Source organism: Halomonas sp. I5-271120, assembly GCF_030553075.1.
GTDB classification, from domain to species: Bacteria; Pseudomonadota; Gammaproteobacteria; order Pseudomonadales; family Halomonadaceae; genus Onishia; species Onishia taeanensis_A.
The window spans coordinates 2,884,867-2,908,219 of sequence record NZ_CP130701.1 but is presented as its reverse complement, the minus strand read 5'-3'; the positions used below and the strand labels follow the sequence as shown (position 1 = coordinate 2,908,219).

General features: G+C 63.7%; 23 protein-coding genes. 3 read left to right on the top strand and 20 right to left on the bottom strand.

The window, feature by feature from the left end; translation table 11 throughout:
• Window positions 1–5 precede the first annotated feature (5 nt).
• The 9 genes from era to rpoE all read right to left on the bottom strand — a co-directional run bounded on the left by era (window position 6) and on the right by rpoE (window position 9,168).
• Window positions 6–908, bottom strand: coding sequence for a GTPase Era (gene era / locus Q2K57_RS13050; protein ID WP_112053277.1), 903 nt, complete (start codon window positions 906–908; stop codon window positions 6–8).
• On the bottom strand, window positions 905–1,594 hold the full coding sequence (rnc, locus tag Q2K57_RS13045) for a ribonuclease III (RefSeq protein WP_112053278.1): 690 nt from the start codon (window positions 1,592–1,594) through the stop codon (window positions 905–907). Before rnc ends, era begins: the two co-directional genes overlap by 4 nt.
• An 85-nt stretch (window positions 1,595–1,679) precedes the next feature.
• A complete protein-coding gene (gene lepB, locus Q2K57_RS13040) occupies window positions 1,680–2,549 on the bottom strand; it encodes a signal peptidase I (RefSeq protein WP_112053279.1) in 870 nt (289 codons plus the stop codon).
• Window positions 2,550–2,562: 13 nt separating this feature from the next.
• The gene (lepA, locus tag Q2K57_RS13035; RefSeq protein ID WP_112053280.1) at window positions 2,563–4,380 is read right to left on the bottom strand and encodes a translation elongation factor 4; all 1,818 of its coding nucleotides are present in this window, start codon (window positions 4,378–4,380) and stop codon (window positions 2,563–2,565) included.
• Between the two features lie 185 nt (window positions 4,381–4,565).
• A complete protein-coding gene (locus Q2K57_RS13030; protein WP_304525314.1) occupies window positions 4,566–5,987 on the bottom strand; it encodes a DegQ family serine endoprotease in 1,422 nt (473 codons plus the stop codon).
• A gap of 140 nt (window positions 5,988–6,127) precedes the next feature.
• Window positions 6,128–6,592, bottom strand: a complete 465-nt coding sequence (locus Q2K57_RS13025) for a SoxR reducing system RseC family protein (RefSeq protein WP_304525313.1) — start codon at window positions 6,590–6,592, stop codon at window positions 6,128–6,130.
• Window positions 6,589–7,563 carry a MucB/RseB C-terminal domain-containing protein gene (locus Q2K57_RS13020; RefSeq protein WP_304525312.1) on the bottom strand — a complete coding sequence of 325 codons (975 nt, stop codon included), beginning with the start codon at window positions 7,561–7,563 and terminating at the stop codon, window positions 6,589–6,591. The genes Q2K57_RS13025 and Q2K57_RS13020 overlap by 4 nt, the downstream gene beginning before the upstream one ends.
• A 95-nt stretch (window positions 7,564–7,658) precedes the next feature.
• Window positions 7,659–8,345, bottom strand: a complete 687-nt coding sequence (locus Q2K57_RS13015) for a sigma-E factor negative regulatory protein (protein WP_112053283.1) — start codon at window positions 8,343–8,345, stop codon at window positions 7,659–7,661.
• 217 nt (window positions 8,346–8,562) lie between these two features.
• Entirely contained in the window at window positions 8,563–9,168 is a 606-nt protein-coding gene (rpoE, locus tag Q2K57_RS13010; protein ID WP_112053284.1) for an RNA polymerase sigma factor RpoE, read from the bottom strand.
• A gap of 340 nt (window positions 9,169–9,508) precedes the next feature.
• Here rpoE and Q2K57_RS13005 point away from each other — a divergent pair, with 340 nt between their 5' ends.
• The gene (locus Q2K57_RS13005) at window positions 9,509–10,582 is read left to right on the top strand and encodes a 3-deoxy-7-phosphoheptulonate synthase (RefSeq protein WP_304525311.1); all 1,074 of its coding nucleotides are present in this window, start codon (window positions 9,509–9,511) and stop codon (window positions 10,580–10,582) included.
• 212 nt (window positions 10,583–10,794) lie between these two features.
• Here the strand turns inward: Q2K57_RS13005 and dinG are convergent, their stop codons facing one another.
• Entirely contained in the window at window positions 10,795–12,936 is a 2,142-nt protein-coding gene (dinG, locus tag Q2K57_RS13000) for an ATP-dependent DNA helicase DinG (protein WP_304525310.1), read from the bottom strand.
• Between the two features lie 29 nt (window positions 12,937–12,965).
• Window positions 12,966–14,240 (bottom strand): ATP-dependent RNA helicase RhlB, encoded by a 1,275-nt coding sequence (rhlB, locus tag Q2K57_RS12995; RefSeq protein WP_304525309.1) that lies wholly within the window; start codon window positions 14,238–14,240, stop codon window positions 12,966–12,968.
• A 301-nt stretch (window positions 14,241–14,541) separates the two neighbouring features.
• Between rhlB and Q2K57_RS12990 the strand changes: the two genes are divergently transcribed.
• Entirely contained in the window at window positions 14,542–14,787 is a 246-nt protein-coding gene (locus tag Q2K57_RS12990; RefSeq protein WP_112053288.1) for a hypothetical protein, read from the top strand.
• Complete coding sequence (gene xthA, locus Q2K57_RS12985) at window positions 14,787–15,602, top strand: exodeoxyribonuclease III (protein ID WP_304525308.1); 816 nt, start codon at window positions 14,787–14,789, stop codon at window positions 15,600–15,602. Before Q2K57_RS12990 ends, xthA begins: the two co-directional genes overlap by 1 nt.
• A gap of 72 nt (window positions 15,603–15,674) precedes the next feature.
• Here the strand turns inward: xthA and Q2K57_RS12980 are convergent, their stop codons facing one another.
• The 9 genes from Q2K57_RS12980 to Q2K57_RS12940 form a co-directional block, all read right to left on the bottom strand.
• Complete coding sequence (locus Q2K57_RS12980) at window positions 15,675–16,835, bottom strand: lipopolysaccharide assembly protein LapB (protein WP_304525307.1); 1,161 nt, start codon at window positions 16,833–16,835, stop codon at window positions 15,675–15,677.
• Between the two features lie 5 nt (window positions 16,836–16,840).
• Window positions 16,841–17,626 carry an energy transducer TonB gene (locus tag Q2K57_RS12975; RefSeq protein WP_304525306.1) on the bottom strand — a complete coding sequence of 262 codons (786 nt, stop codon included), beginning with the start codon at window positions 17,624–17,626 and terminating at the stop codon, window positions 16,841–16,843.
• Window positions 17,626–18,033 carry a biopolymer transporter ExbD gene (locus Q2K57_RS12970; protein WP_112053292.1) on the bottom strand — a complete coding sequence of 136 codons (408 nt, stop codon included), beginning with the start codon at window positions 18,031–18,033 and terminating at the stop codon, window positions 17,626–17,628. Before Q2K57_RS12970 ends, Q2K57_RS12975 begins: the two co-directional genes overlap by 1 nt.
• Entirely contained in the window at window positions 18,026–18,559 is a 534-nt protein-coding gene (locus Q2K57_RS12965; RefSeq protein WP_304525305.1) for a MotA/TolQ/ExbB proton channel family protein, read from the bottom strand. The genes Q2K57_RS12970 and Q2K57_RS12965 overlap by 8 nt, the downstream gene beginning before the upstream one ends.
• Window positions 18,543–19,952: a MotA/TolQ/ExbB proton channel family protein gene (locus Q2K57_RS12960; RefSeq protein WP_304525304.1), complete on the bottom strand. Its 1,410-nt coding sequence runs from the start codon at window positions 19,950–19,952 to the stop codon at window positions 18,543–18,545. Before Q2K57_RS12960 ends, Q2K57_RS12965 begins: the two co-directional genes overlap by 17 nt.
• Window positions 19,949–20,875, bottom strand: coding sequence for a DUF3450 domain-containing protein (locus tag Q2K57_RS12955; protein WP_304525303.1), 927 nt, complete (start codon window positions 20,873–20,875; stop codon window positions 19,949–19,951). Before Q2K57_RS12955 ends, Q2K57_RS12960 begins: the two co-directional genes overlap by 4 nt.
• 472 nt (window positions 20,876–21,347) lie before the next feature.
• On the bottom strand, window positions 21,348–22,286 hold the full coding sequence (locus tag Q2K57_RS12950; protein ID WP_304525302.1) for an electron transfer flavoprotein subunit alpha/FixB family protein: 939 nt from the start codon (window positions 22,284–22,286) through the stop codon (window positions 21,348–21,350).
• On the bottom strand, window positions 22,283–23,035 hold the full coding sequence (locus tag Q2K57_RS12945; protein ID WP_112053296.1) for an electron transfer flavoprotein subunit beta/FixA family protein: 753 nt from the start codon (window positions 23,033–23,035) through the stop codon (window positions 22,283–22,285). Before Q2K57_RS12945 ends, Q2K57_RS12950 begins: the two co-directional genes overlap by 4 nt.
• A gap of 55 nt (window positions 23,036–23,090) precedes the next feature.
• A complete protein-coding gene (locus Q2K57_RS12940; RefSeq protein WP_304525301.1) occupies window positions 23,091–23,282 on the bottom strand; it encodes a hypothetical protein in 192 nt (63 codons plus the stop codon).
• Window positions 23,283–23,353 lie beyond the last annotated feature (71 nt).

Here is a 23,353-nt window from a genome sequence, read left to right as displayed (position 1 = left end):
AGGGCTCAGTCGAGGTCGTAGCCCAGGCTCTTCAAGGCCCGCTCATCGTCGGACCAGCCGCGCTTGACCTTGACCCACAGGTTGAGCATCACCTTGGCATCGAAGGCGCGCTCCATCTCCAGGCGCGCCTCGCGACCGATCTTCTTGATGCGATCGCCGGCTTCACCGATCAGGATCTTCTTCTGCCCCTGACGCTCGACCATCATCAGCGCACTGATATGCAGAGTGCCGCGCTGATCGGTCTTGAATTCCTCGATCTCGACGGTCATCTGATACGGCAGCTCGTCACCCAGCTGACGCATGACCTTCTCGCGCACCAGCTCAGCGGCCAGGAAGCGTGAGCTCTTGTCGGTGATCTGGTCATCGGGGAAGTGATGAATGCCTTCCGGCAGGTGCTTGGCGACCTCGGCCTCGAGCTCGGGCACATTGGTGCCGTGCTTGGCCGAGATCGGCAGGATGGCGGCAAAGTCGCGCTTGGCACCGACCTGTTCGAGCCAGGGCAACAGGCTCGCCTTGTCCTCGAGCCAGTCGACCTTGTTGACGGCGAGAATCACTGGTGCGGTGACATGCGTCAGCTTGTCGAGCACCACCTGGTCTTCCGGCGCCCAGCGGGTGCGGTCGATGATGAAGACCACGCAGTCGATGTCGCGCAGGGCCTGGGTGGCCGCCTGGTTCATGAAGCGATTGATCGCCTTGTTGCGATCCTTCGACATGATATGCATGCCCGGGGTGTCGACGTAGATGAACTGGGTCTCGTCTTCGGTCTTGATGCCCATCACCTGGTGGCGCGTGGTCTGCGGGCGCCGTGAGGTGATGGAGACCTTCTGACCGAGGATGCGATTCATCAGCGTCGACTTGCCGACGTTGGGACGCCCGACAATGGCGACGAAGCCACAGGATTGCGTCATGAGCGACCTCCACGGGGATCAAGGCGAGTCAGGGCAAGCTCGGCGGCCTGCTGTTCGGCATGGCGACGGCTGGAGCCTACCCCCACGGTGTGCTCGTCGATCATCTCGATGTGGCACTCGACGGTGAAGGTCTGGGCATGCGCCTCGCCATCCACGGTGACCACCTCATAGCGCGGCAGCGGTGACTGGCGCGACTGCAGGAACTCCTGCAGGCGGGTCTTGGGGTCTTTCTGGGTGTCCTGCAGGTCCAGCGCCTCCAGGCGCGTCGCGAACCAGGACAGCACGCGGGTCTTGGCCACGTCCATGCCGGCATCCAGATAGATGGCGCCGATCACGGCCTCGACGGCATCGGCAAGAATCGAATCACGACGATGACCGCCGCTCTTCATCTCGCCGGAGCCCAGCCGCAGGCATTCACCCACGGAAAACTCTCGGCCCAGTTCGGCAAGGGTCTGCCCCTTGACCAGGCGGGCACGCAGGCGCGAAAGCTGGCCTTCGCGAGCTTCCGGAAAGCGCCGGAAAAGCGCCTCGGCGATCACGAAGTTGACGATCGAATCGCCGAGGAACTCGAGCCGTTCGTTGTTCTGGCCGCCAAAGCTGCGATGGGTCATGGCCAGCTCCAGCAGGCCGGGGTCGGCGAACTCATGGCCGACCCGGCGGCTGAAGGCATTCAAGGGGTTGCTCACGAAACTCCTGCTACTCTCTGAAAGGTTGTCATCATCGATGGGCATTGGCATCTCACCGGACGCGGCCCATCGGGCCGCGCCAGGATCAGTCGATCACCCGGACCTCGCTGAAGCTCGGCAGTCCGCCGTTCCAGTGCATCCACACCGCGAAGGCCTCGCCAACGATGTTTTCCTCCGGCACGAAGCCCCAGTAGCGGCTGTCGTTGGAGTGGTCGCGGTTGTCGCCCATCATGAAATAATGCCCCTCGGGCACGCGCAGTTCGCGCATCTGCGGCCCTGGGTCACGAAAATCATTGTAAATGGGGTGTGTGGTATCGCCCAAGCTTTCCTGGAGCAACACCTCTTCGAGCTGGTCGGTATCGCTTTCATCGACCAGTTGCTTGGGGACCGCCTCACCATTGATATAGAGCTGCTTGCCCTCGTAGCGAATGCGATCACCCGGCAGGCCAATCACCCGCTTGATGAAGTTGACCGAAGGGTCCTGGGGAAAACGAAACACCATCACGTCTCCCCGCTCAGGCTCGCCAATATCGATCAGCTTGGTGTTGGTCACCGGCAGACGCAGACCATAGGTGAACTTGTTGACCAGGATGAAATCGCCGATCTCAAGAGTCGGGCGCATCGACCCCGAGGGAATCTGGAAGGGCTCGACGACGAAGCTGCGCACCACCAGCACCACCAGCAGCACCGGGAAGAAGGAACGCGCATAGTCGACGAGCCAAGGCTCCTTGGCGCTCTTGACGGTGCCCTTATCCGCCGAAGCGTATGCCACACCGCCCTCTTGACTGCCTGAGTGGTGGCCAGATTCGTGACCAGACCCATGCGCCAGCTCTTGCCCTTCGCCGGCGGCGAGCGCCATGCGCTGTTGGCGGCGCTTGGACCACCAGACACTGTCGAGCAACCAGATCAACCCGGTGACCGTGACGGCCACCACCAGCAGAAGCGAAAAATCCATTTGTCAGTGTTTCCTAGTCGTTCACCTTGAGCACGGCGAGGAAGGCATCTTGCGGGATCTCGACCCGACCCACCTGTTTCATGCGTTTCTTACCCGCTTTCTGCTTCTCGAGCAGTTTCTTCTTGCGGGATGCGTCGCCGCCATAGCACTTGGCGGTCACGTTCTTGCGCAGTGCCTTGACCGTCGAACGGGCCACGACCTGTCCGCCGATCGCCGCCTGAATCGCAACGTCGAACATCTGGCGCGGGATCAGCTCTTTCATCTTTTCGACCAGCAGGCGACCACGGGAATGAGCATGATCACGGTGGATGATCACCGCAAGGGCATCGACTCGATCGCCGTTGATCAGCACGTCCAGGCGAACCAGCTTGGCGGCCTCGAAGCGCTCGAAGCTGTAATCAAGTGACGCATAGCCCTTGGTGATCGACTTCAGACGGTCGAAGAAGTCCATCACCACCTCGGACATGGGCAGTTCGTAGGTCAGCTGAATCTGACTGCCCAGGAATTGCATGTCGAGCTGGGTGCCGCGGCGCTGCTCACATTCGGTGATGACGTTACCGACGAATTCCTGGGGCACCAGAATGCTGGCCCGCACCACCGGCTCACGCATCTCGTCGACGTTGGCCATATCCGGCAGCTTGGAGGGGTTGGAGACGTAGTTGACCTCGCCGTTATCCATCGCCAGTTCGTAGACCACCGTGGGCGCCGTGGTCAGCAGGTCGAGATTGTATTCCCGCTCCAGGCGCTCCTGGATGATCTCCATGTGCAGGGTGCCGAGGAAGCCGACACGAAAGCCGAAGCCCAGAGCGTCAGAGTTCTCGGGCTCATAGCCCAGGGATGCATCATTGAGTGCCAGTTTTTCGAGGGCATCGCGGAAGTCCTCGTAGTCATCGGCGCTGACCGGGAACATGCCCGCATAGACCTGCGGCTTGACCTTCTGGAAGCCTGGCAGGCGCGGCACATCCGGCGTCTTGGTGTGGGTGATGGTGTCACCCACCGGAGCGCCATGAATATCCTTGATGCCGGCGACCACAAAACCGACCTCACCGGCCCGTAGGATGCCGGTTTCCTTGCGCAGCGGCGTGAAGATACCCACCTCGCCGACCGGCCAATCGCGGCCTGTCGAGGTCATGCGGATCTTTTCGCCCTTCTTCAGGGTGCCGTCGAAGACCCGCACCAGCGAGACCACGCCCAGATAGTTGTCGAACCAGGAGTCGACGATCAGCGCCTGCAGCGGTGCGTCCCGGTCTCCCTTGGGTGCCGGAATGTCGCGCACCAGACGCTCGAGCAGGCCTTCCATGCCCATGCCGCTCTTGGCTGAAACCTGACAGGCATCGGTGGCGTCCAGGCCGATGATCTCTTCGATCTCCTTGCTGACCTTGTCCGGGTCGGCCTGGGGCAAGTCCATCTTGTTGAGTACCGGCAACACCTCGAGACCCTGCTCCACGGCGGTGTAGCAGTTAGCCACGGACTGCGCCTCGACCCCCTGACCGGCATCGACCACCAGCAGTGCGCCCTCACAGGCGTAGAGCGAACGGGAGACTTCATAGGAGAAATCGACGTGCCCCGGGGTATCGATGAAGTTGAGCTGGTAAGTCTTACCATCTTCAGCCTGGTAATCCAGGGTGACCGACTGTGCCTTGATGGTGATGCCACGCTCGCGCTCTATATCCATCGAGTCGAGCACCTGCTCCTTGAGCTCGCGATCGGTCAGGCCGCCGCAGATCTGGATGATGCGATCCGAGAGGGTCGACTTGCCATGATCGATGTGGGCGATGATCGAGAAGTTACGGATCAAGCTCAGGTCTTTGCTCGTTGCGTTGTTGCTCATGCACAGTCATCCGGTTCTTGGTACGCATCCCGGCGACCATCGGGCAAGGCCCGATGGGTGGGGCGTCTTGAAAAAGAATGCCGGCATTGTACCGGCAAGGGCTCGACAGGAACAGCGACGCCGCCGGGAAGGTCCTTCCAACGAACGACGGGGCCCGCAGGCCCCGTCGATGGTGTCGAGTGAGGTTACTCGTCGGCCTCGAGCCGCAGCGCGACATACAGGGAGCGGCCCTCACGATAAAGGCGCACCGGCACGGCGCGGTCAGCTTCCAGAGAGTCGATGACCGACATCAGCTGTTTCGGCGAGGAAATGGCCTGATGATCGACAGACACCAGCACATCTCCCGGGCGAATGCCCGCCTGCTGAGCGACGCCACCGGGTTCGACCGATTCGACACCTACGCCGCCGTCGATACCCAGGCGCTCGAGGATCTGATCATCGAGAGCGCTGACGGTCAGTCCCAGACGCGTCTGGCTGTTGCTGGACTGGCTAGAGGCCTGATCGCCATTTGGCGCATCCGGCCAGTCACCGACGGTGACCGTGATCTCACGCTGGCGGCCATCGCGCATCACGTCAAGGTCAACGTCGTCGCCCGGGCGCACCCGTCCAATCAGTCGGGGCAAGGTGCTGGAGCGGTCGACGTCCTGACCGTTGACACCCACGATCACGTCGCCGGCTTCCAGGCCATCGCGAGCGGCAGGACCCTCGGGGTCGAGATCAGCGATCAGCGCCCCATTCGGGCCATCCAGACCGAAAGACTCGGCCAGGTCCTGCGAGACCGGCTGGATCACCACGCCCAACCAGCCGCGGCTGACACGCCCTTCGCTCTTGAGCTGGTCGGCGACGTCCATGGCGACGGTGATCGGAATCGCGAACGAGAGGCCCATGTAGCCACCGTTACGGGTAAAGATCTGCGAGTTGATGCCCACGACCTCACCGTCGAGATTGAACAGCGGCCCGCCGGAGTTACCCGGGTTGATGGCCACGTCGGTCTGGATGAAGGGCACGTAGGCGTCGGACGGCAACGTGCGGTTGATGGCACTGACGATGCCAGCGGTCACCGAGTGATCGAAACCGAAGGGCGAGCCGATGGCCGCGACCCACTCACCCACCTCAAGGGTATCGGAGTTACCGATCTCGAGCGTCGGCAGGTTGTCGGCATCGACCTTGAGGAGGGCCACGTCGGTCTTGGTATCAGCCCCGACCAGCTCGGCCTTGAGCTCCCGGCGGTCATTGAGACGCACCAGGATCTCATCGGCATCCTTGACCACATGCGCGTTGGTCATGATGTAGCCGTCTTCGCTGATCACGAAGCCCGACCCCAACGACTGACGCTCGTGTTCCTGCTTCTGGCCACCACCCGGCATGGGCAGCTGGTCGCCGAAGAAGCGCCGGAATATCTCGGGAATATCCTCACCGCCGGGGCCGTGATAGGAGAAACCGCCCGAGGAGACGGTGCGCGTCGTCGAGATATTGACCACACCCGGGGCGGCCTGATCGACCAGCTCGGTGAAGTCAGGTAATTCCCGAGCCTGGGCCGAGGCACAGGCCAGAGACAGCATTAACAGCAAGGCAAACACGAAAGAATGGCGAAGTGTGCGTTCCATAATCACTCCTGCAACAGCATGGAAAGGCAATGCGTGGATCGGCAATGGTGAGTGCCAGCGACCCCGCTTCGGCGGAGTCTCGGCCATTCCTATGAACTATCCCTAATATAATCGTTATATGTTGTTGGCTTAGCCGGTGCTCACGGCGGCGAAGGGTCGAGTAGCACCGGTCGATAGACGGGAGATTGGTACCTACCCCACAGGGCCAGGCCGAGCACGCCGCAGGCAAGCCCGGCGAGAAAGATCACCGGCACCAGCGGGTGGCCGGGCTTAAGCCAAGCCTCGGCCGCGCCACCGGCCAGCAATGACATCGCCAACGGCAGGCCATAGATCGCCAGGGCCCCTTCCAGGAAACGCCGAGCCGGCAGGCCAATACGTACTGTCTGCCCTACCGAAAGCTCAGATGAGGTCGCGATGGTGAACTGCCGGGGACGAACTTTGCGCTTGGTGGCCAGCAGGCCTGTGCCGCAGCCCTGTCGGGAAGCACAGCCCGCACAGCCGCTCTGGGTGAGCACGCTGACACGGACACCTTCCGGCAGGAGAGCATCGACCCGTGCCGTGGCGTCGAGCCAGTGTCCCGAGTTCATGCCAACGCTGAGGCTCATGGCGCTTCCTCTGGGGTCAATTCGTCGTTCGAAGCCTCGCCGCTGCGCGCTTGGCTACTGCTCTCGGCACCGGTAAGGCTCACCTGCTCGACCACCCTGATCAGAACGTCAGGCGGCAACTCCCCCATTGCCACCACCTGCATGGGCTGGCCGCCCAAGACCATATGCCGGACCGCCGCGTAAGAGATGCCAAGGCGGTGCAGGCCAGGAGCCAGGGCAGGACGCTCGGGGTCGAGAGGCTCGACGAACATGCTGAGGCTGGAGAGGCCATCGCTGTAGAGGCGGTGATGCACCGCATCGGCATGACGGGCATCGGCCGTGGCCACCGGCTGAGGGACGAACCCGGGCGGTAGCCAACCGGGCTGCCAGGCATCGTTGGGCGGGGTGCGCACCCGGTCCATTTCGATCCGACCCTCAAACACCGATGGATGTTCGATGTCGGTGATCTGGAAGGTTTCGAGTACTCGCCCTTGGGTGTCGAGCAACATCTGCTTGAGGGGCAGCGCCGTCATCTTGTCGAGCCACAGACGCTGCCCGAAGCGCATATCATCGAGCGGCTCGATATCCAGACGAACGGCGGCACGGCCGGCAATTCGCTCCTCGCCGCCAAGGCTCAGACGATAGTGGTCACCAAGTTTGGCCATGATCGCCTGTGGCGAGGCCGGCGCCTCGGCGTCGCCTGACGCCCAGCCGCCGCGACCGATTCGGCCACGGCGCTCGAATATAACGGGGTCGCCATCCAGAAAGCGCGCCACCTCATGCTCGACGCCGTCACGGATATTATGGGTCAGGGCCAGCGTCCGCACACCGTCGCTGCCGATGCGCACGGCACGCGCCTTGAATTCATAGCAGTGGTTGGCCCAGAGACTGTGATCGAACCATTCACTGGCCGTGGTCGGCGCTGACTGCTCCAGCAGTCGCTGGCAGTCATACCCATCGGCTGCCTCATCGGCCGCCAGGGCCGACGTCATCGGCCAAGCCATTGCTAGCAAGGCCGAGAACGTCAACACGTGGGAAAGCGATCGCCGGCGAACGAGATCTCGGCTCATGACAGGGGGTACCAGCATCAACGCAGGCCCAGCGACTCTTGGCCTGAAGCCCTCAGCAGCGGCATCCAGGCATCGCCGCTGCGATATGCCGCGCCTTCCGCATGGCGGTCGAGGTAGGACTGCAGCAAGCGGGCCTGCTGCTGATCGCCGCGCTGCGACTGACGAACGCTGGGCGCCATCATCATCGGTGATTCGACGGTGGCTCCGACATTCATCAAGCCACGGTCGGCCGCGGACGACTGAAACAGCGGCAGGTCGACCAAGGACGGTCGCTGTATCTGATTAGAGACGCCACTGCCCCCGCTCGGCGCGCTGACCAGGCCAGACTGCCCCGGCTGGGCACGCTCGTCGGACGAGTTATAGAACTGTACGCCGGTAATCACCATCAACGAGACCGCGGCCGCGGCAGCGGCACTGCCGGCAAAGGATCCAGCACGGGAAAACAGGCTGCGCGACAGCGCAACAGGCACTTCCATTTCCGGTGACGGCTCATCGGCGAGCCTCGCCATGATGCCTGCCGACAGATCGGTGGACACGTCGATGTCCCGGTCACGCTGCATCAGGCTGCGAGCCAGATGGTAGCGGCGCCAGGTCTCGGCGACCTCAGGGGACTCGTCCAGCGTCTTGAGCACCCGAGGAAGTTCGAGATCGTCTGCCTCGCTGTCCATCAAGGCAGACAATGACTCCTGTGAATTCTGATTCATCACTTACACCCTCACACTTTAAGGCGTGTCGCCCTTAGATCAGTTGTCGACTCGAGTGGTGACAACGTGCCTTTACGACCTGCCTACCCGGATGAGCAAGACGGTTATCGTCAGACCATCCCTTCTCAGGCATTGCCACCGCAATACATTCGACCCATGCATGTGACGCCACAAGGCGACAACAGTTCAGCCTCGGGGTCAAAAATGCTGGCATCGATTATTCATGCACCATGTCCTGCGTCCTGGCGGTCACCACCAGCGGCTGGATATGGCGATCGACGGCCTCACGCGCACGGAAGATACGTGAACGCACCGTGCCAACCGGGCAGTCCATGATGTGGGCAATGTCTTCATAGGACAGGCCATCGAATTCACGCAGGGTAATCGCCGTGCGCAGATCCTCTGGCAGGTTCTCGATCGCCTCGAAGACCGCCGCTTCCAGCTGGTCACGTGCGATGGACGCTTCCGGTGACTCGATATCGGACAGCCGACCGCTCTGATCGATGATCTCGGCATCGACAATGTCCATATCACTGCCCGGAGGACGTCGCCCGCGGGATACCAGGTGATTCTTGGCGGTATTGATGGCGATACGATATAGCCAGGTGTAGAAGGCGCTATCGGCACGAAATTTACCTAGCGCTCGGTAGGCCTTGATGAAAGCCTCCTGCGCCACATCCTGGACCTCGGCGTGGTCATGCACGTAACGGCCGATCAGGCCAATGATCTTGTGCTGATACTTCTTTACTAGCAGGTCGAAGGCCCTGGTATCTCCCCGCTGAGCTCGTTCAACGAGCTGCTGATCGGTTTCCCGGGTATCCATTCAGCCCCCCTTTATGCAGGCAGGGCGTACAATCGACGCGCCGAGGGGCAGCCCCACGGGGAGGCACCGTCCGAGGGCCGAACTCTCGGTGAACGCTGGAGGCAAACAAGCAGTCATAACGTCTATGTGGAAACCTGGTGGCATTCGATGATGATTATCCGTCAGTGTTCCTGTTTATTGGCATTCCATCAAGCACACAGCATGCCAGCGGTAACGAACCGCTGGGACAGCAGTCACCGGCAACGAGTTCCCTGTCGCCGTTGATTTTCACTAGGCCCGCGGGCGATAGTAGATGTCTATTCATCATTTTCACGCGCGTATTCACGTCACAGGTAGCGGCATGTCACAACAGCAGGTCAACAACCTCAACGTCCTGGCCCAGGATGTCCTGATCACCCCCGAGACGCTCAAGCAGGAAATCCCCCTGACCGACGCCGCCGAACGCACGGTCATCGAGGGCCGCGAGACCATCCAGCGCATTCTGGATGGCAGCGATCCCCGACTGCTGGTCGTCGTCGGCCCCTGCTCCATCCATGACGTGGACGCGGCGCTCGATTACGCCCGCCGTCTGCGTCGCTTGGCTGATGAGGTCAAGGACAGCCTGTACATCGTGATGCGGGTCTACTTCGAGAAGCCGCGCACCACCGTCGGCTGGAAAGGCCTGATTAACGACCCGCACCTCAACGGCTCCTTCGAGATCGAGGAAGGCCTGCACATTGCGCGCCGGCTGCTAGTGGAGCTCGCCGAGATGGGCCTGCCGTTAGCCACCGAGGCCCTCGATCCGATTTCCCCGCAGTATCTTCAGGACTGCATCAGCTGGTCGGCGATTGGCGCCCGCACCACCGAGTCCCAGACCCACCGCGAGATGGCCTCCGGCCTCTCCTGCCCGGTAGGCTTCAAGAACGGCACCGATGGCAGCCTCGACGTGGCGGTCAACGCCCTGCAGTCGGTGGCGCACCCGCACAACTTCCTCGGCATCGACCAGGCCGGCCAGGTCGCGATCATTCGCACCCGCGGCAACGCCTATGGCCATGTCGTGCTGCGCGGCGGCAACGGTAAGCCCAACTATGACAGCGTCAGTGTGGCGCTTGCCGAGAAGGAACTGGAAAAGGAAGGCATCAAGCCGAACATCATGATCGACTGTTCGCATGCCAACTCCAACAAGGATCCGGCGCTACAGTCACTGGTAATGGAAAACGTCACCAATCAGATCCTCGAGGGCAACCGTTCGATCATTGGCCTGATGGTCGAATCTCATATCGGCTGGGGTAGCCAAAAGATCAAGGGCGACAAAGCAGACCTGACCTACGGCGTCTCGATTACCGATGCCTGCATCGACTGGGACACCACCGTTTCCACCTTCACCGCCATGAACGAAAAGCTGACACCGGTACTGGCCAAGCGTCGTGACTAGTGCTGTCCGATGCGCATCCAGCATTTGCCGGCATCGGCTTTGATATGAAAACGCCCGCGATCATCGCGGGCGTTTTTCATTACCTGGCTACGTCTGCCGTTTATTTCCCACTTGGCCTCCTGGCCATGGAACCCGTTGGGGCCCCTATCCCTGACAAGCGACCTTTTCCAAACTCAGCTTCCAAACTCAGCAAGCGCCACTGCCGAGACGCCTCAGCCGCCCTGCACCACGCCATCGATCTCGCGGGTAAAAGGCGGCAGACCGTCGAGCAGCGCCTGGCCATAGCGGCGCGTCAGCACCCGCCGGTCGAGAAGCGTAATGCGACCGCGATCGTCTTCCTTGCGAATCAGTCGACCACAGGCCTGCACCAGCTTGATCGAGGCATCCGGCACGGTGATGCGCATGAAGGGATTGCCGCCACGGCTCTCGATCCATTCGGCCAGGGTCGCCCCCACCGGATCGTCGGGGACCGCGAAGGGCAGACGGGTGATCACCACATGGGTCAGGTACTTTCCAGGCAGGTCGATGCCCTCGGCGAAGCTCGCCAGGCCGAAGATGATGCTGCCCTCCCCCGCGTCGACCCGGGCGCGATGGCGCTCGATCAGCTCGCGCTTGGGCAACCGGTCCTGGGCCAGCACCCGCTCGCGATAGGATCGCGGCAGCGCCTTCTCCACGGCGCGCAGCTGGGCTCGCGACGAGAACAGCATCAGCACGGCTTCGTCGTCCCCTAACCCCTGCACGAAGTCGACGATGGCGCGCTCGTGACCCTCACGATCGCCGGGATCGACCGCTTCGCGGGGAACGCTCAGCACCGCCCGGGAATAATCGAACGGACTCGGCAGGCGCTGATAGCGGTAGCGGTTGGCGAGCCCAGCACGCTCCTGCAGGCGCTCGAAACGCCCCAGGGCCGTGAGGGTCGCCGAGGTTACCACCGCGCCATGACAGCTACCCCACAGGGTGCGCGCCAGGGTGTTGGCTGCCGAGACCGGGCTGGCTGCGAAGACCAGCTCCGGCTCGCCGCCGACCTGCTCGAAGCTCAGCCAGCGGGCCCGCGGTGGTTCCTGGGTGTCATCGACCTCGCTGAAGGCCAGCCACAGGGCGTGGGCCTCGAGGGCGCGGCCATGCAGCAGGGCGATCAGCGGCAGCCAGGGCTCGGCCTGATCACGGGACAGCCCGGTGGATTTCTCCGGGTCGAGGCTCTCGCGCAGGATATCGGCCATGGTCTCGAGATTGCGCGACAGCTCGGCGAAGACCGTCACCAGGGCACCGGCCTGCTCGCGCAGCGCCTCGGGGGCGCGACCCATGTCGAAACGCAGTTGACGAGTCTCTTCACCGGCGCCATTGGGCAGTTCGGCGAGCTGATGGCCAAGCGCGAAGACCTCGCCCAGACGTGGCTCAAGCGCGGCGATCGCCTCAGGGAAGCCGCCCAGCAGGCGCGCCAGGGTCGGCTGAACGCCGAGCGCGGTATTGAGCTCGGTCAGCGATTTCTTGAGCGTGCGCAGCCAGCGCAGGGCGCCGTTGACGGCGAAGCGATGGGTGAAGTGGCCGATTGCCTTGTCGGGCAGATGATGCCCTTCGTCGAAGACGTAGATGCAATCGGAGGGGCTTGGCAGCACCGCGCCCCCGCCCAATGCCAGGTCGGCGAGCACCAGGTCGTGGTTGGCGACGATGATGTCGGCGCTGTCCAGGTAGCGTCGGGCGCGGAAGAAGGCGCAGGCGCTGAAGTGGTCGCAGCGCCGGTTGGTACACTGACGGTGGTCGGTGGTCAGGCGCCGCCACTGAGGGTCGGCGATGGCCACCGGCCAGCTGTCGCGGTCCCCTTCCCAGCGGCCGTTGCCGTAGGACTCGGCCAACTCCTTGACCAGCGCATGAAAGTCGTCGCCGTCGCGGGACTCCATCGCCTGCTCGAACAGCGACAGGGTGGGGTTGCCCTCGACGCCATCCAGCGCCTGTTCGAGCTTGGCGACACAGATATAGCGACCGCGCCCTTTGGCCAGGGCATAGTCGAAGTCGAGACCGCTGTGCTTTTTGAGGGCCGGTAAGTCCTGATGAAGCACCTGCTCCTGCAGCGCCACGGTGGCGGTGGAGACCACCAGCCGCTTGCCGCGCGCCTTGGCCACCGGAAGCGCCGCCAACAGGTAGGCCAGGGTCTTGCCGGTACCGGTGCCGGCCTCGAGCACGCAGACGTGCTCATTGGAGGTCCGCTTGCCGGCATCATCGGCCTGAATCCCCCCCAGAGTGCGGGCGATCTCGGCGATCATCAGCCGCTGACCGTAGCGCGGCGTCAGCTCGAGGCCCTCGAGAACCCGCCGGTAGGCGGTCTGGATGTCGCCCTTGAGCGCCTCGTCCAGCATCGTCGATATCGTCCTTACGGCCTTCGCCGTTACAGCGTGCCTTCCGGCGGGTGCTCGCAGGGCAGTTTGTCGTTGATGTAGCGCTCGATCTCGGGCAGCGAGAAGGCGTCTTCCTCACCCACGAAACTGATCGACACGCCCTTGGCGCCGGCGCGACCGGTGCGGCCGATGCGGTGCACGTAGTCTTCCGGATCTTCCGGCAGGGTGTAGTTGATCACGTGGCTGACGTCTTCAATGTGAATGCCGCGACCGGCCACATCTGTCGCCACCAGCACCCGCACATCGCCTTCGCGGAAGCGCTCGAGGGTCTCGATGCGCTTGGACTGCGGCACGTCACCGGAGAGCATCGCCACGTTGACGCCAGCTTCACGCAGCAGGTCGTCGAGCTTGCGCACCAGATCACGACGGTTGCAGAACACCATCACCCGCTCGAGGCTGTCGTCCTTCAGCAGGTTGATCAGCAGGCGTGACTTGTCCTCGTCGCTGACCAGGTAGACGTGCTGGTCGATGTCGGCCGCGTTGTCGACGGTGACCTCGATCTCCACATGCGCCGGGTCCTGAGTCCACTGGCTCGCCAGATTGAGGATATCCGGGGTGAAGGTCGCCGAGAACAGGAAGGTCTGACGCTCTTCCTTCTTGGGGGTGTGGCGAATGATCCGCTTGACGTCGGGAATGAACCCCATCGACAGCATGCGATCCGCCTCGTCGAGCACCAGCACCTCGACCTGGGTGAGGTCGACATCACGCTTCTCATGGAAGTCGAGCAGCCGGCCTGGGGTCGCCACCAGCACATCGACCTTCTTGGCCAGCTGATCGCGCTGCTCCTGGTAGTCCATGCCACCGACGACACTGGCCACATTCAGCTTGGTAAACCGCGCCAGAGCCTTGGCATCCTTTTCGATCTGCAGCGCCAGCTCACGGGTCGGTGCGATGATCAGGGCGCGCGGTGCTCCGGGCTTCTGACCGTCGGGCGTCTCTTCCTCGAGGAAGTAGGCCATCATCGAGATCAAAAAGGCGGCGGTCTTGCCGGTGCCGGTCTGCGCCTTGCCGACCACGTCGCCGCCCAGCAGGGTCTGGGCCAACGCCTCGGCCTGAATGGGCGTGCAGTACTCGAAGCCCAGCGCATGGATGGCGCGCATCAGCGGCAGGGGCAGGTCGAAGTCGTGGAAACGCCACTTGCCCGCGACGGCAGGCACCTGGAACTGGCGAATGTCCCAGTTTGACTGTGACTTGCGCGGTTTGCGGCGCCGACGCTTCGGCTTGCGGGTCTGCGCCGGGGCGGGATTCTGTTCCGACTCGCTCATAGGCTGTGCTTAGGTCCCAATAACAGTGGATGTGATGCACTGACGCCAGGGTCAGGCCAGTTCCGGGTGAGGTATTGTACCAGCCCTTGACCGTCTCGGCTTGTCCGGGTGACATCTTGGCCAAGCAGGATGCCCCTTTGGCCGACGTTCGACGAAGCCAAGCTCGACGGCGCGATAGGCGATGACGCGCCAGGATGGTGAACGTGGATCTGCTGGCCGCTGCCGATGGCGCCCGGTGATTGCTGTTGATAGCGCCCGGTGATTGCTAGAATGGCCGTCGCTCAGGAAAGGACACGATGCCATGACACGCAGAAAGAAGACTCGCTCTCTGGCCGACAAGGTCACGATTCGCACCGGCCGGCGCAAGGATTACAAGCAGTGGCGCCACGACCATCCCGATGAGGTCGCTCCGTCGCGCCGCTTCACCGCCAAGAAGCAGGACCAGCGCAAGCAGCAGGCCGCCCGCAAGCTTGAGCGCATGCAGCGGGCGCAGTCGATCGAGATTCATCCGGACAAACACTCCCGACCCGACGGCGAGGACAAATAATGCGGCTGGTGTCGTTCAACATCAATGGGGTGCGGGCACGCCCGCACCAGCTCGAAGCCCTGGTTGCGTCCCACGCGCCGGACGTGATCGGGCTGCAGGAAACCAAGGTTCAGGACAGCGAGTTCCCCCGTGCGGCCCTGGAAGCGCTGGGTTACCACGTCTATTTCCATGGCCAGAAAGGTCACTATGGCGTGGCCCTGATGTGCCGCCAGGAGCCCGAAGAAGTCCATTACGGTTTCCCCGACGATGACGACGACGCCCAGCGGCGCATGATCGGCGTACGGCTGCGACTGGCCGATGGTGAAAGCCTTACCGTGTGGAACGGCTACTTCCCCCAGGGCGAGAATGTCGAACACCCCACCAAGTTTCCCTACAAGGAACGCTTCTACGCGCAGCTCTCGCGGCTGCTCGAGGAAGACTGCCAGCCGGACGAGCGCATCGCCATCATGGGCGACTTCAATATCTCGCCTCAGGATCGCGACATCGGCATCGGTGAATCCAACCGCAAGCGCTGGCTGCGCGAAGGCAAGACCAGCTTCCAGCCCGTCGAGCGCGCCTGGCTGACCCGGATCAAGGACTGGGGCCTGACCGACAGCTATCGCCTGGTGCACCCGACCCGGGACGATCACTTCAGCTGGTTCGACTACCGCTCCAAGGGCTTCGATCGCGAGCCCAAGCGCGGCCTGCGCATCGACCACATCCTGGTCAGCCGCCCGCTGATCGACAAGGTCACCGATGCCGACATCGACTATGACCTGCGCGGCATGGAAAAGCCGTCAGATCACGCCCCGGTGTGGACCAAACTGGCGCTCTAGCGCTGATTGCCGCCCCGCCCTGGCTCGTCGTCTCGGCGAGCCATGACCCGCCTCTCAAGCTCTCCTGCTAGGCTACTGCGTTGCCAGCGGATGCTGATCGAGGTAGCTCAGCCAGGCGCTGGCCTGCTCGCTACCCAGGGACTGCGCCCGTGACAGCGCCTCGCGAGCGGGCGCATCCTTTCCCCACCTCGCCGCCAGCTGGCCGATATATAGCCAGTCCTCAGCCTCGCCGCTCTGCTCGGCGACCCGTCGCCAGGCCTCAAGAGCCGAGGGGCGAACCCGCGCCTGCTGATAAGCCGTTGCTAACAGCCGCCGATGCGCCAGGCTGTCGCCAAGCCGGCCTTGCTCAAGCGCGGCCTTCAGCAGCTCAGCGGCACGCGCCGGAGTGCCGGCCGCCAGATGTAGCCGAATGCGTCGTTCAAGTGCGGCTTCGCCTTCGAGCACACCCTGGCGCCAGCCGGCTTCCCAGAGCGCGGCGGCGTGAGCGTGCTGCCCCAACCGCTGAGCGAGCCCGGCGGCACGCCGCCATGTATCGGGGTTCTCCGGTGCGCGGGCCAACAGCCGCTCGAGCATGCGCAGTGCCTTGTCATCCTCGCCGGCCTGCTGATAGATGCTGGCGGCCAGCATCAGGTGTGCGTCGCTCGGCGAGTCATCGCGCGCCAACCCTGCAGAGACCGAACCCTTCGCCGCCTGCCAGCGCTCGAGTCGCGCCTGCGCGCCGGCGAGTTGCCAGTAATCTGCGACGTCGCCCGGATGCTCGCCAAGCCAGTCTGACAGCAGGTCTGCCCCCCTAGCCTGCTGTCCGCCGCCAAGGCGCAGACTCGCCTCCCGGTGCTGCCAGTGCGCCCGCATGCCCGTGCCGATGCCGCGCACCGCTCGGGCCTTAGCGATGTGCTCGGCGGCTTCGACATAGGCTTGGCGGTGAACGGCGGCCTCGGAGGCCAACTGCAGATAGAGTGCCCGCGCCCAGCGATCGGCGGCGTTGCCGCCCGCCAGGCGCTCGGCCTGGGACAGCGCGCGCGCCTCAAGCGCCCTGATATCGCCAGAGCCGTCGGCCGCCTCGAGGTCCTGCTCGATCGACTCAATATCCCGCAGGATGCCGCCGGGCAGCGCCGGTGCGGCAAGGCAGGGGGCCGCGACCGCAATGGCCGTGAACAGCAGCGCTGCCAGCACGCGACGCATGGCAGACGCCGACGTTGTCATAGGCATGAACATGGACATGAGCACCGGCATGTACATCACCTCAGCTGGAATTCCAGGCGTTGACGGACCCGCCGCGACGAGCCGGCCGCAGGAAATTCCCAGCCGGCAATGGCGCGGGCGGCGGCTCGGTCGAAGACGCGAGCGGGGTCGGCCTCGACTACCGTGATCGAATCCCGTTCGACCTCGCCATCGGGGCGGATGGTGAAGGCCACCACCACATGCCCTTCCAGGCCGCGGCGCCGTGCCCGCGACGGATACTCAGGCGGCACCCGGCGCGTCGGTCGCGGTGCGGCGCTGACCGCTTGCTGGCCGGCCGCCTCCGCCTCTTCACTGCTTGCACCACCCCCGCTGGCCGCTGCCGTCTTGGCCTCCTCGACGGGCTTGGCGGCGTCTTCTGGCGGCGCGGTTGACTCGACCGGCTCGGGGGCAGGCTCGGGTTTATGTTCCGGCGTGGGCTCCGGTGTCGGCTCTGGCGTCGGCGCCGGTTCAGGGGGCTGCTCTTCCAGGGGGGGAAGGGTCATATTGGCAGGCACCGACGCTTGAGGCATTGCTGGCAGCTCGGGCTCAGGGAGCTCGATCGAGCTTTCCACCTGAGGAGACGGCGCAGGGGCCGGAGGAGGCGGCGCTGTCGCTGGAGCCTGCGGCGCTGGGCGCGGTGCGGCGCTGGCTGACTGCTGACTCGGCGCCTCGACCATGGCCATCGACACGGAGGGCATATCAAGCGTTGGCGTATCGTCCGGCGGAGCCACCAGCAGCGCCAGCAGGGCGAAGAGCCCACCGACCAGCATGACGCCCCCCAGAAAGGCGACGAGGTGTCGCATCAGGAGGCCTCTCGACTGGCCGCTACTGCCATATTCTCGACGCCGGCCTCGCGCAGGCTATCCATGACCTCGATCAACAGGCCGGTGGTGGCGTCACGATCGGCCTGGATTACTACCGCCCCCTCATCGGTCACAAGGCCAGATACGGTGTCGCCCAGGCGATGCAGATCCACCGGCTGGCCGTCGACCCAGACCGCCCCCTCGGCGGTGATGGCCACCATGACCTGGGCATCCGGTCGCGGTGTGGCGGCACTCGATTCGGGGCGCTGTATCTCGACACCGCTCTCCTTGATGAAGGACGTGGTGACGATGAAGAAGATCAGCATGATGAAGACCACGTCGAGCATGGGGGTCAGGTTGACCTCGCCCTCGCTGCCATGGTCGCCCTCCAGGCGACGCCTACGCATGGGAGTCCTCCGTGGCGCGAGCCATCCGATCGTGGAGTTTCTGGTCTTCGCGACGAATGATGTGTTCCAGACGGGTAGTGAACAGAAGCCCCACCACCGCCACCGCCATGCCGACCAGGGTCGGCAGCGTGGCGCGAGCGACGCCGTCGGACATCGCTCGCGCCTGATTGACCTCGCTGAGCGAGAGGCTATCGAAGACGCTGATCATGCCGGTCACCGTCCCCAGCAGCCCCAGCAGCGGGCAGACCGCCACCAGCCACTTGAGCCAGGGCAACGGGCGACGCAGCCGTGCGATCAGCTCGCGAGTCCAGGCCTCGCGCAGGGTAAGGGCGCTCCAGCTGAGATGATCGTCCCGCGCCACCCAGCGCTGAATCAGCGCCCGCCGTGCCCGCCGGTAGGTCAGCCGGAAATACCACCAGCGCTCCAACGCCAGGCTGAACAGCACCACGGCCACCAGGGCGATCGCCATCAGCACCGGCCCGCCGGCGCGAAACAGCCAGCTCAGCGGCTCAAGCCAGGTTGGCATGGGTCGCGGATCCTTTCTTGTTCATTTCAGCCGGGCTCGCAGCGGCCGGCGCGAGGCGCTCGGCAAGGGCGGCACTGGCACGGCCTTCGATCACCCCGACCAGCGCACGACTGCGGCTTGAGAGCGCCGTATGAGCAAACAGCAGCGGCACCGCAGTGATCAGGCCCAGCACCGTGGTCACCAGCGCCTGGCTGATGCCGCCGGCCATCATCTGCGGATCCCCGGTGCCGAAGACCGTGATCGCCTGAAAGGTGCCAATCATGCCAGTCACCGTGCCCAGCAGGCCAAGCAGCGGGGCCACCGCTGCCAGCAGCTTGACCAGCGGCTGACCGCGTTCAAGCCGCGGCTGCTCGGCGAGCAGTGCCTCATCGAGGCGGGCCTCGAGGGCCTCCGGGGCATGATCACGGGACAGCGAGGCCAGGCGCCGAATCACTCGGCCCAGCGGATTGTCATCGTCGGGACGGCCAAGGTCCCTGAGCTGGCGACGCACGGCCAGACTGACCCAGACCAGGTAAGCGTACTGAACGATCGCTGCCAAGAGCCCCAGCGCCCCCAGAGTCACGACCACGTAGCCAACCACGCCGCCCTGTTGGAAACGTTCGAGCAGGCTCGGCTGCTGGGCAAGCACCTCCATTACCTGGCCCTGGGACGGGTCCATCACCACACGATCCCCACGGCCGGCCTGGAAGTTCTTGAGCGTTTCTGCAGCGGCCCCGGGCGTGTGAGCGCTCGCCGACAGCTGCCCGTCGGGACCGGGACGATGCAGCAGTTGACCGTCGCTGAAGGCCAGCATGTCACCGACACGAATCACCTCCTGCGGCCGGCGTTCACCGCTCGCATCGGCCACCGGTGCGGTAAAGCGCTGGGCCTGGGCGCTTGCCACGGTCAGCGACATCAGGCTGTCGGCCAGGGCCTCGAGATGCTCAAGACGTGGCAAGGCATCCTTGCCCAGTCGCGGCGGCAGGCGGGTATCGCTCAAGGTCAAGAAGCTGTCGGCGAGGTCATCACGCAGTGCGCTGGTCTGGCTCGCCAGCGTGCCGGCAATGGCATCCAGTTCGCCCCCCGCCTGACCACGTCGCTCGGCCAGCGCCTCGCGCCGGGCATCGAGTTCCGTCTGGCGAGCATCGAGACGTTCGCGACGCACCCGGGCCTCTTCCAGTTGCGACGTGACCTCGGCCAGGCGCGCCGACAGGGCATCGCGATCCTCGATCAGCGCCGACAGACGTGCCCGGTCGCGCGCCTCGGCGGCTTCGCGCTCCGCCTTGAGCGTCTGGATGGGCGAGGCCGAAAAGCCCTTCTGAGCCTGGTCCTGGGCCAGAACGTTCTGGACTAGAACGATCTGCATCAGGCCGAGAGAAACGGCGGCAACGGTCATGCGCAAGAGTCGCTTCATGCGTCACCCTCCTTCTCTGAGCGCTGATTCACGGCTGTCGAGGACGTTGACATGCGCGGGGCATCACTGACGGTCTGAGAGATCGGCAACGCCAACAGCTCAGGAGCACGCTGATCGCGGGCAATCCGCAGTCCCTTGTCGAGCTCGGCCCGCTCGGCCCCATTGAGGGGCTGCCACTCACCAGCCGCGGCCTTCCACACGCCGCCCTCACGGCCATCCGGTGTCAGATAATAGAGCCCGGCACGACCGATACGCAGGAAATCGACCTCTCGTGACAGGGACTCGTCTGCTCCCGCCTGTGAAGAGTCAGTTGGGGCATCATTCGCCTGGGCCTGCATCGAAGCGACATCCACAAGACCTCGCCAGGCATCCAGCTCACGCCCGTAATCGAGCTCGCGCCGCCAAGCGGCCAGCACGCGATCGAGCGCCTCGGCGTGGCTCACCTCACCGTCGGCCAGTTGGGCCTCGAGGCTGTCCACCCGAGCCAGTCGCTCTTTCTTCAGGAACGGCAGATCCGCCTCGATCCACTGGCGCAGGCGCTCTACCAGGTCGCGAAGCATGCCCGGCAGCGCCTCGCGAGTGTCGCCAAAGGCGTACAGAGCCGCTTCGCGCTCATCAAGCGTAGATGCTTGCTGATCGAGGCGCGGCGCCAGCTCGCGGTTATAGGCGGTTAACTGACGCAGCTCTGCCTGGCGCTCGCGTAATGCCTCGATATCGGCGCGAGTGGCGTCGTCGGCGGCATCGATGCGGGCTTGTAGCGCGGCCTGGGTTTCCTCGGCCGCCAGGGCCTCTTTGCTTAAGGTCTCTGCGCTTAAGTTCTCTGCGCTCATGGCCTCATCGGCAGAAACCTGCGCGACCGGCGCGGCCAGGGCAAGCGACAGGGCCAGCCCTGCCTGCCATCGATTCAAGGTGTGTCGCACCATGTTCTCCTGCAAAGGGGTCGCAACGAGTGAATGAAACTCTACCTCAAACAATAACAATTATCAATAACAGCCATAGCCTGAGCACCCGCTCTCAGGGCCGCGCAACAGACCATCACATCGATAGAGCATACAAAAAAACCGGCCTCCCCGAAGGAAGGCCGGTCGCAGACGATCACGCCGCCATAGCGGTTTAGAGCTTGCTTTCGAGTGCCGGCAACACTTCGAACAGGTCACTAACGAAGCCGCTGACTATCGAGAGCGCGACCTGGAAGATCCCGATCTTGCTACAGTTTGCTTTCGAGTTCCGGCAACACCTCGAAAAGGTCTCCAACGAGGCCGCTGACTATCGAGAGCGCGACCTGGAAGATCCCGATCTTGCTACAGTTTGCTTTCGAGTTCCGGCAACACCTCGAAAAGGTCTCCGACGAGGCCGCTGACTATCGAGAGTGCGACCTGGAAGATCCCGCTCTTGCTACAGTTTGCTTTCGAGTTCCGGCAACACTTCGAAAAGGTCTCCAACGAGGCCGTAATCAGCGACCTGGAAGATCGGCGCTTCCTCGTCCTGGTTGATGGCGACAATCACCTTGGAGTCCTTCATCCCCGCCAGGTGCTGGATGGCACCACTGATGCCCACGGCGATATACAGATCCGGAGCAACGATCTTGCCGGTCTGGCCGACCTGCATGTCGTTGTGCGCATAGCCGGCGTCCACTGCGGCACGCGAGGCACCGATGGCCGCGCCCAGCTTGTCGGCGATACCGTCGAGCAGCTTGAAGTTTTCGCCGTTGCCCATGCCGCGGCCACCGGAGATGACCACCTTGGCGGCGCCGAGTTCGGGCCGATCACTCTGGGCCAGTTCTTCCTTGAGGAAGCTCGACTGGGTGTTGTCCACCACCTTGTCGACTGACTCGATGCCGGCACTGCCGTCGGCCGCCACGGCATCGAAGGCAGTGGAGCGCACGGTCATCACCTTGAGGGCATCATCGCTCTTGACGGTAGCAATGGCGTTGCCGGCGTAGATCGGGCGGCAAAAGGTGTCGATTCCCTCGACGGCGATGACGTCGGAAAGCTGGGAGACATCCTTCAGCGCGGCGAGGCGCGGCATGACGTTCTTGCCGGTGGTCGAGGCGCTGGAAAGCACATGGCTGTAGTCATCGGCCAGTTCGACCAGCAGCGCGCCCAGTGGCTCGGCCAACTGGTGGGCGTAAACGGCGTTATCCGCCACCCGCACTCGGCTGACACCATTGAGCTTGGCCGCGGCCTCGGCAATGGCGCTGACGCCTTCACCGGCCACCAGCACGTCGATATCGCCACCGCCGACCTTGGCAATCTCCTGCGCTGCGGCTACCACATGGGCGGTAGTGCCGGCGAGCTGTCCGTCGTGATGGTCGGCGAGTACCAGAATGCTCATGAGATCACCTTGGCTTCGTTCTTGAGTTTGTCCACGAGCTCATCCACCGAGCCCACCTTGACGCCGCCCTTGCGCTCGGCCGGCGCCTCGACCTTGATCAGGCTGACCTTGCTGCCGGTGGCCACGCCGTAGTCTTCTGGCGTTTTGACGTCCAGCGGCTTCTTCTTGGCCTTCATGATATCCGGCAGCTTGGCGTAGCGCGGGTCGTTGAGGCGCAGGTCGGTGGTGACGATCGCCGGCAGCGACAGCTCGACGGTCTGCAGGCCGCCATCAATCTCGCGGGTCACCGCGACCTTCTCGCCCTGGACATCCACCTCGGAGGCGAAGGTGCCCTGGGGCATGCCGGCCAGCGCCGCCAGCATCTGGCCGGTCTGGTTGTTGTCGGTGTCGATGGCCTGCTTGCCGAGAATCACCAGCCCCGGCTGCTCTTCGTCGATCACACCCTTGAGCAGCTTGGCCACCGCGAGCGACTCGACCTTGTCATCGGTCTGCACGTGGATGGCGCGGTCAGCACCCAGCGCCATGGCCGTGCGCAGCTGTTCCTGAGCCGCCTTGGGCCCTACGGTCACGGCGACCACTTCGCTAGCCACGCCCTTTTCCTTGAGGCGGACCGCTTCTTCCACGGCGATCTCGCAGAAGGGGTTCATCGCCATCTTGACGTTGGTGAGATCGACGTCGGAGTGATCCGGCTTGACGCGGATCTTGACGTTGTAATCGATGACGCGTTTGACCGCGACCAATACTTTCATGGTGTCCTCGCTTTACGCTGGGGCCTCGCTGAGGCGTTACTCGGGGATGGCACGATCATGCATCGGCCGCCCCGTTATCACCGATGGGCAGGTCGTTATATTCATTCGTTAAGTGCATGATCAACCGACAGATCCCGGGCAGGTGGGTAATCTGCCACAGGGCCAGTTTCGCCACAATATTGACGGCATAAATGGCCTTGAAAGGGCCATGATTCCATCCATTGCTATTCGGCAGCATCGTCGTCAAAAGCCACCGTAAAAGGAGGCGACAGAAGCGGCTTTCGTCGCTCGTTGAGCCCCGTGCTGCAACGCTTTCCT

What these genes read in the sequence shown, in the direction of transcription:
- dinG (WP_304525310.1), bottom strand. Translation starts at nt 12,936, where the DNA reads ATGCTGGACGAGGCGCTCAAGGGCGACATCCAGACCGCCTACCGGCGG.
- Q2K57_RS12980 (WP_304525307.1), bottom strand. Translation starts at nt 16,835, where the DNA reads ATGCCGGTGCTCATGTCCATGTTCATGCCTATGACAACGTCGGCGTCT.
- Q2K57_RS12965 (WP_304525305.1), bottom strand. Translation starts at nt 18,559, where the DNA reads ATGCCAACCTGGCTTGAGCCGCTGAGCTGGCTGTTTCGCGCCGGCGGG.
- lepB (WP_112053279.1), bottom strand. Translation starts at nt 2,549, where the DNA reads ATGGATTTTTCGCTTCTGCTGGTGGTGGCCGTCACGGTCACCGGGTTG.
- Q2K57_RS13020 (WP_304525312.1), bottom strand. Translation starts at nt 7,563, where the DNA reads ATGACGTCGGCCCTGGCGGCCGATGAGGCAGCCGATGGGTATGACTGC.
- Q2K57_RS13025 (WP_304525313.1), bottom strand. Translation starts at nt 6,592, where the DNA reads ATGAGCCTCAGCGTTGGCATGAACTCGGGACACTGGCTCGACGCCACG.
- Q2K57_RS12975 (WP_304525306.1), bottom strand. Translation starts at nt 17,626, where the DNA reads ATGCGACACCTCGTCGCCTTTCTGGGGGGCGTCATGCTGGTCGGTGGG.
- Q2K57_RS13005 (WP_304525311.1), top strand. Translation starts at nt 9,509, where the DNA reads ATGTCACAACAGCAGGTCAACAACCTCAACGTCCTGGCCCAGGATGTC.
- Q2K57_RS12945 (WP_112053296.1), bottom strand. Translation starts at nt 23,035, where the DNA reads ATGAAAGTATTGGTCGCGGTCAAACGCGTCATCGATTACAACGTCAAG.
- Q2K57_RS12950 (WP_304525302.1), bottom strand. Translation starts at nt 22,286, where the DNA reads ATGAGCATTCTGGTACTCGCCGACCATCACGACGGACAGCTCGCCGGC.
- lepA (WP_112053280.1), bottom strand. Translation starts at nt 4,380, where the DNA reads ATGAGCAACAACGCAACGAGCAAAGACCTGAGCTTGATCCGTAACTTC.
- Q2K57_RS12955 (WP_304525303.1), bottom strand. Translation starts at nt 20,875, where the DNA reads ATGGTGCGACACACCTTGAATCGATGGCAGGCAGGGCTGGCCCTGTCG.
- era (WP_112053277.1), bottom strand. Translation starts at nt 908, where the DNA reads ATGACGCAATCCTGTGGCTTCGTCGCCATTGTCGGGCGTCCCAACGTC.
- rpoE (WP_112053284.1), bottom strand. Translation starts at nt 9,168, where the DNA reads ATGGATACCCGGGAAACCGATCAGCAGCTCGTTGAACGAGCTCAGCGG.
- Q2K57_RS12960 (WP_304525304.1), bottom strand. Translation starts at nt 19,952, where the DNA reads ATGAAGCGACTCTTGCGCATGACCGTTGCCGCCGTTTCTCTCGGCCTG.
- xthA (WP_304525308.1), top strand. Translation starts at nt 14,787, where the DNA reads ATGCGGCTGGTGTCGTTCAACATCAATGGGGTGCGGGCACGCCCGCAC.
- Q2K57_RS13015 (WP_112053283.1), bottom strand. Translation starts at nt 8,345, where the DNA reads ATGAATCAGAATTCACAGGAGTCATTGTCTGCCTTGATGGACAGCGAG.
- Q2K57_RS12970 (WP_112053292.1), bottom strand. Translation starts at nt 18,033, where the DNA reads ATGCGTAGGCGTCGCCTGGAGGGCGACCATGGCAGCGAGGGCGAGGTC.
- rhlB (WP_304525309.1), bottom strand. Translation starts at nt 14,240, where the DNA reads ATGAGCGAGTCGGAACAGAATCCCGCCCCGGCGCAGACCCGCAAGCCG.
- Q2K57_RS12990 (WP_112053288.1), top strand. Translation starts at nt 14,542, where the DNA reads ATGACACGCAGAAAGAAGACTCGCTCTCTGGCCGACAAGGTCACGATT.
- Q2K57_RS13030 (WP_304525314.1), bottom strand. Translation starts at nt 5,987, where the DNA reads ATGGAACGCACACTTCGCCATTCTTTCGTGTTTGCCTTGCTGTTAATG.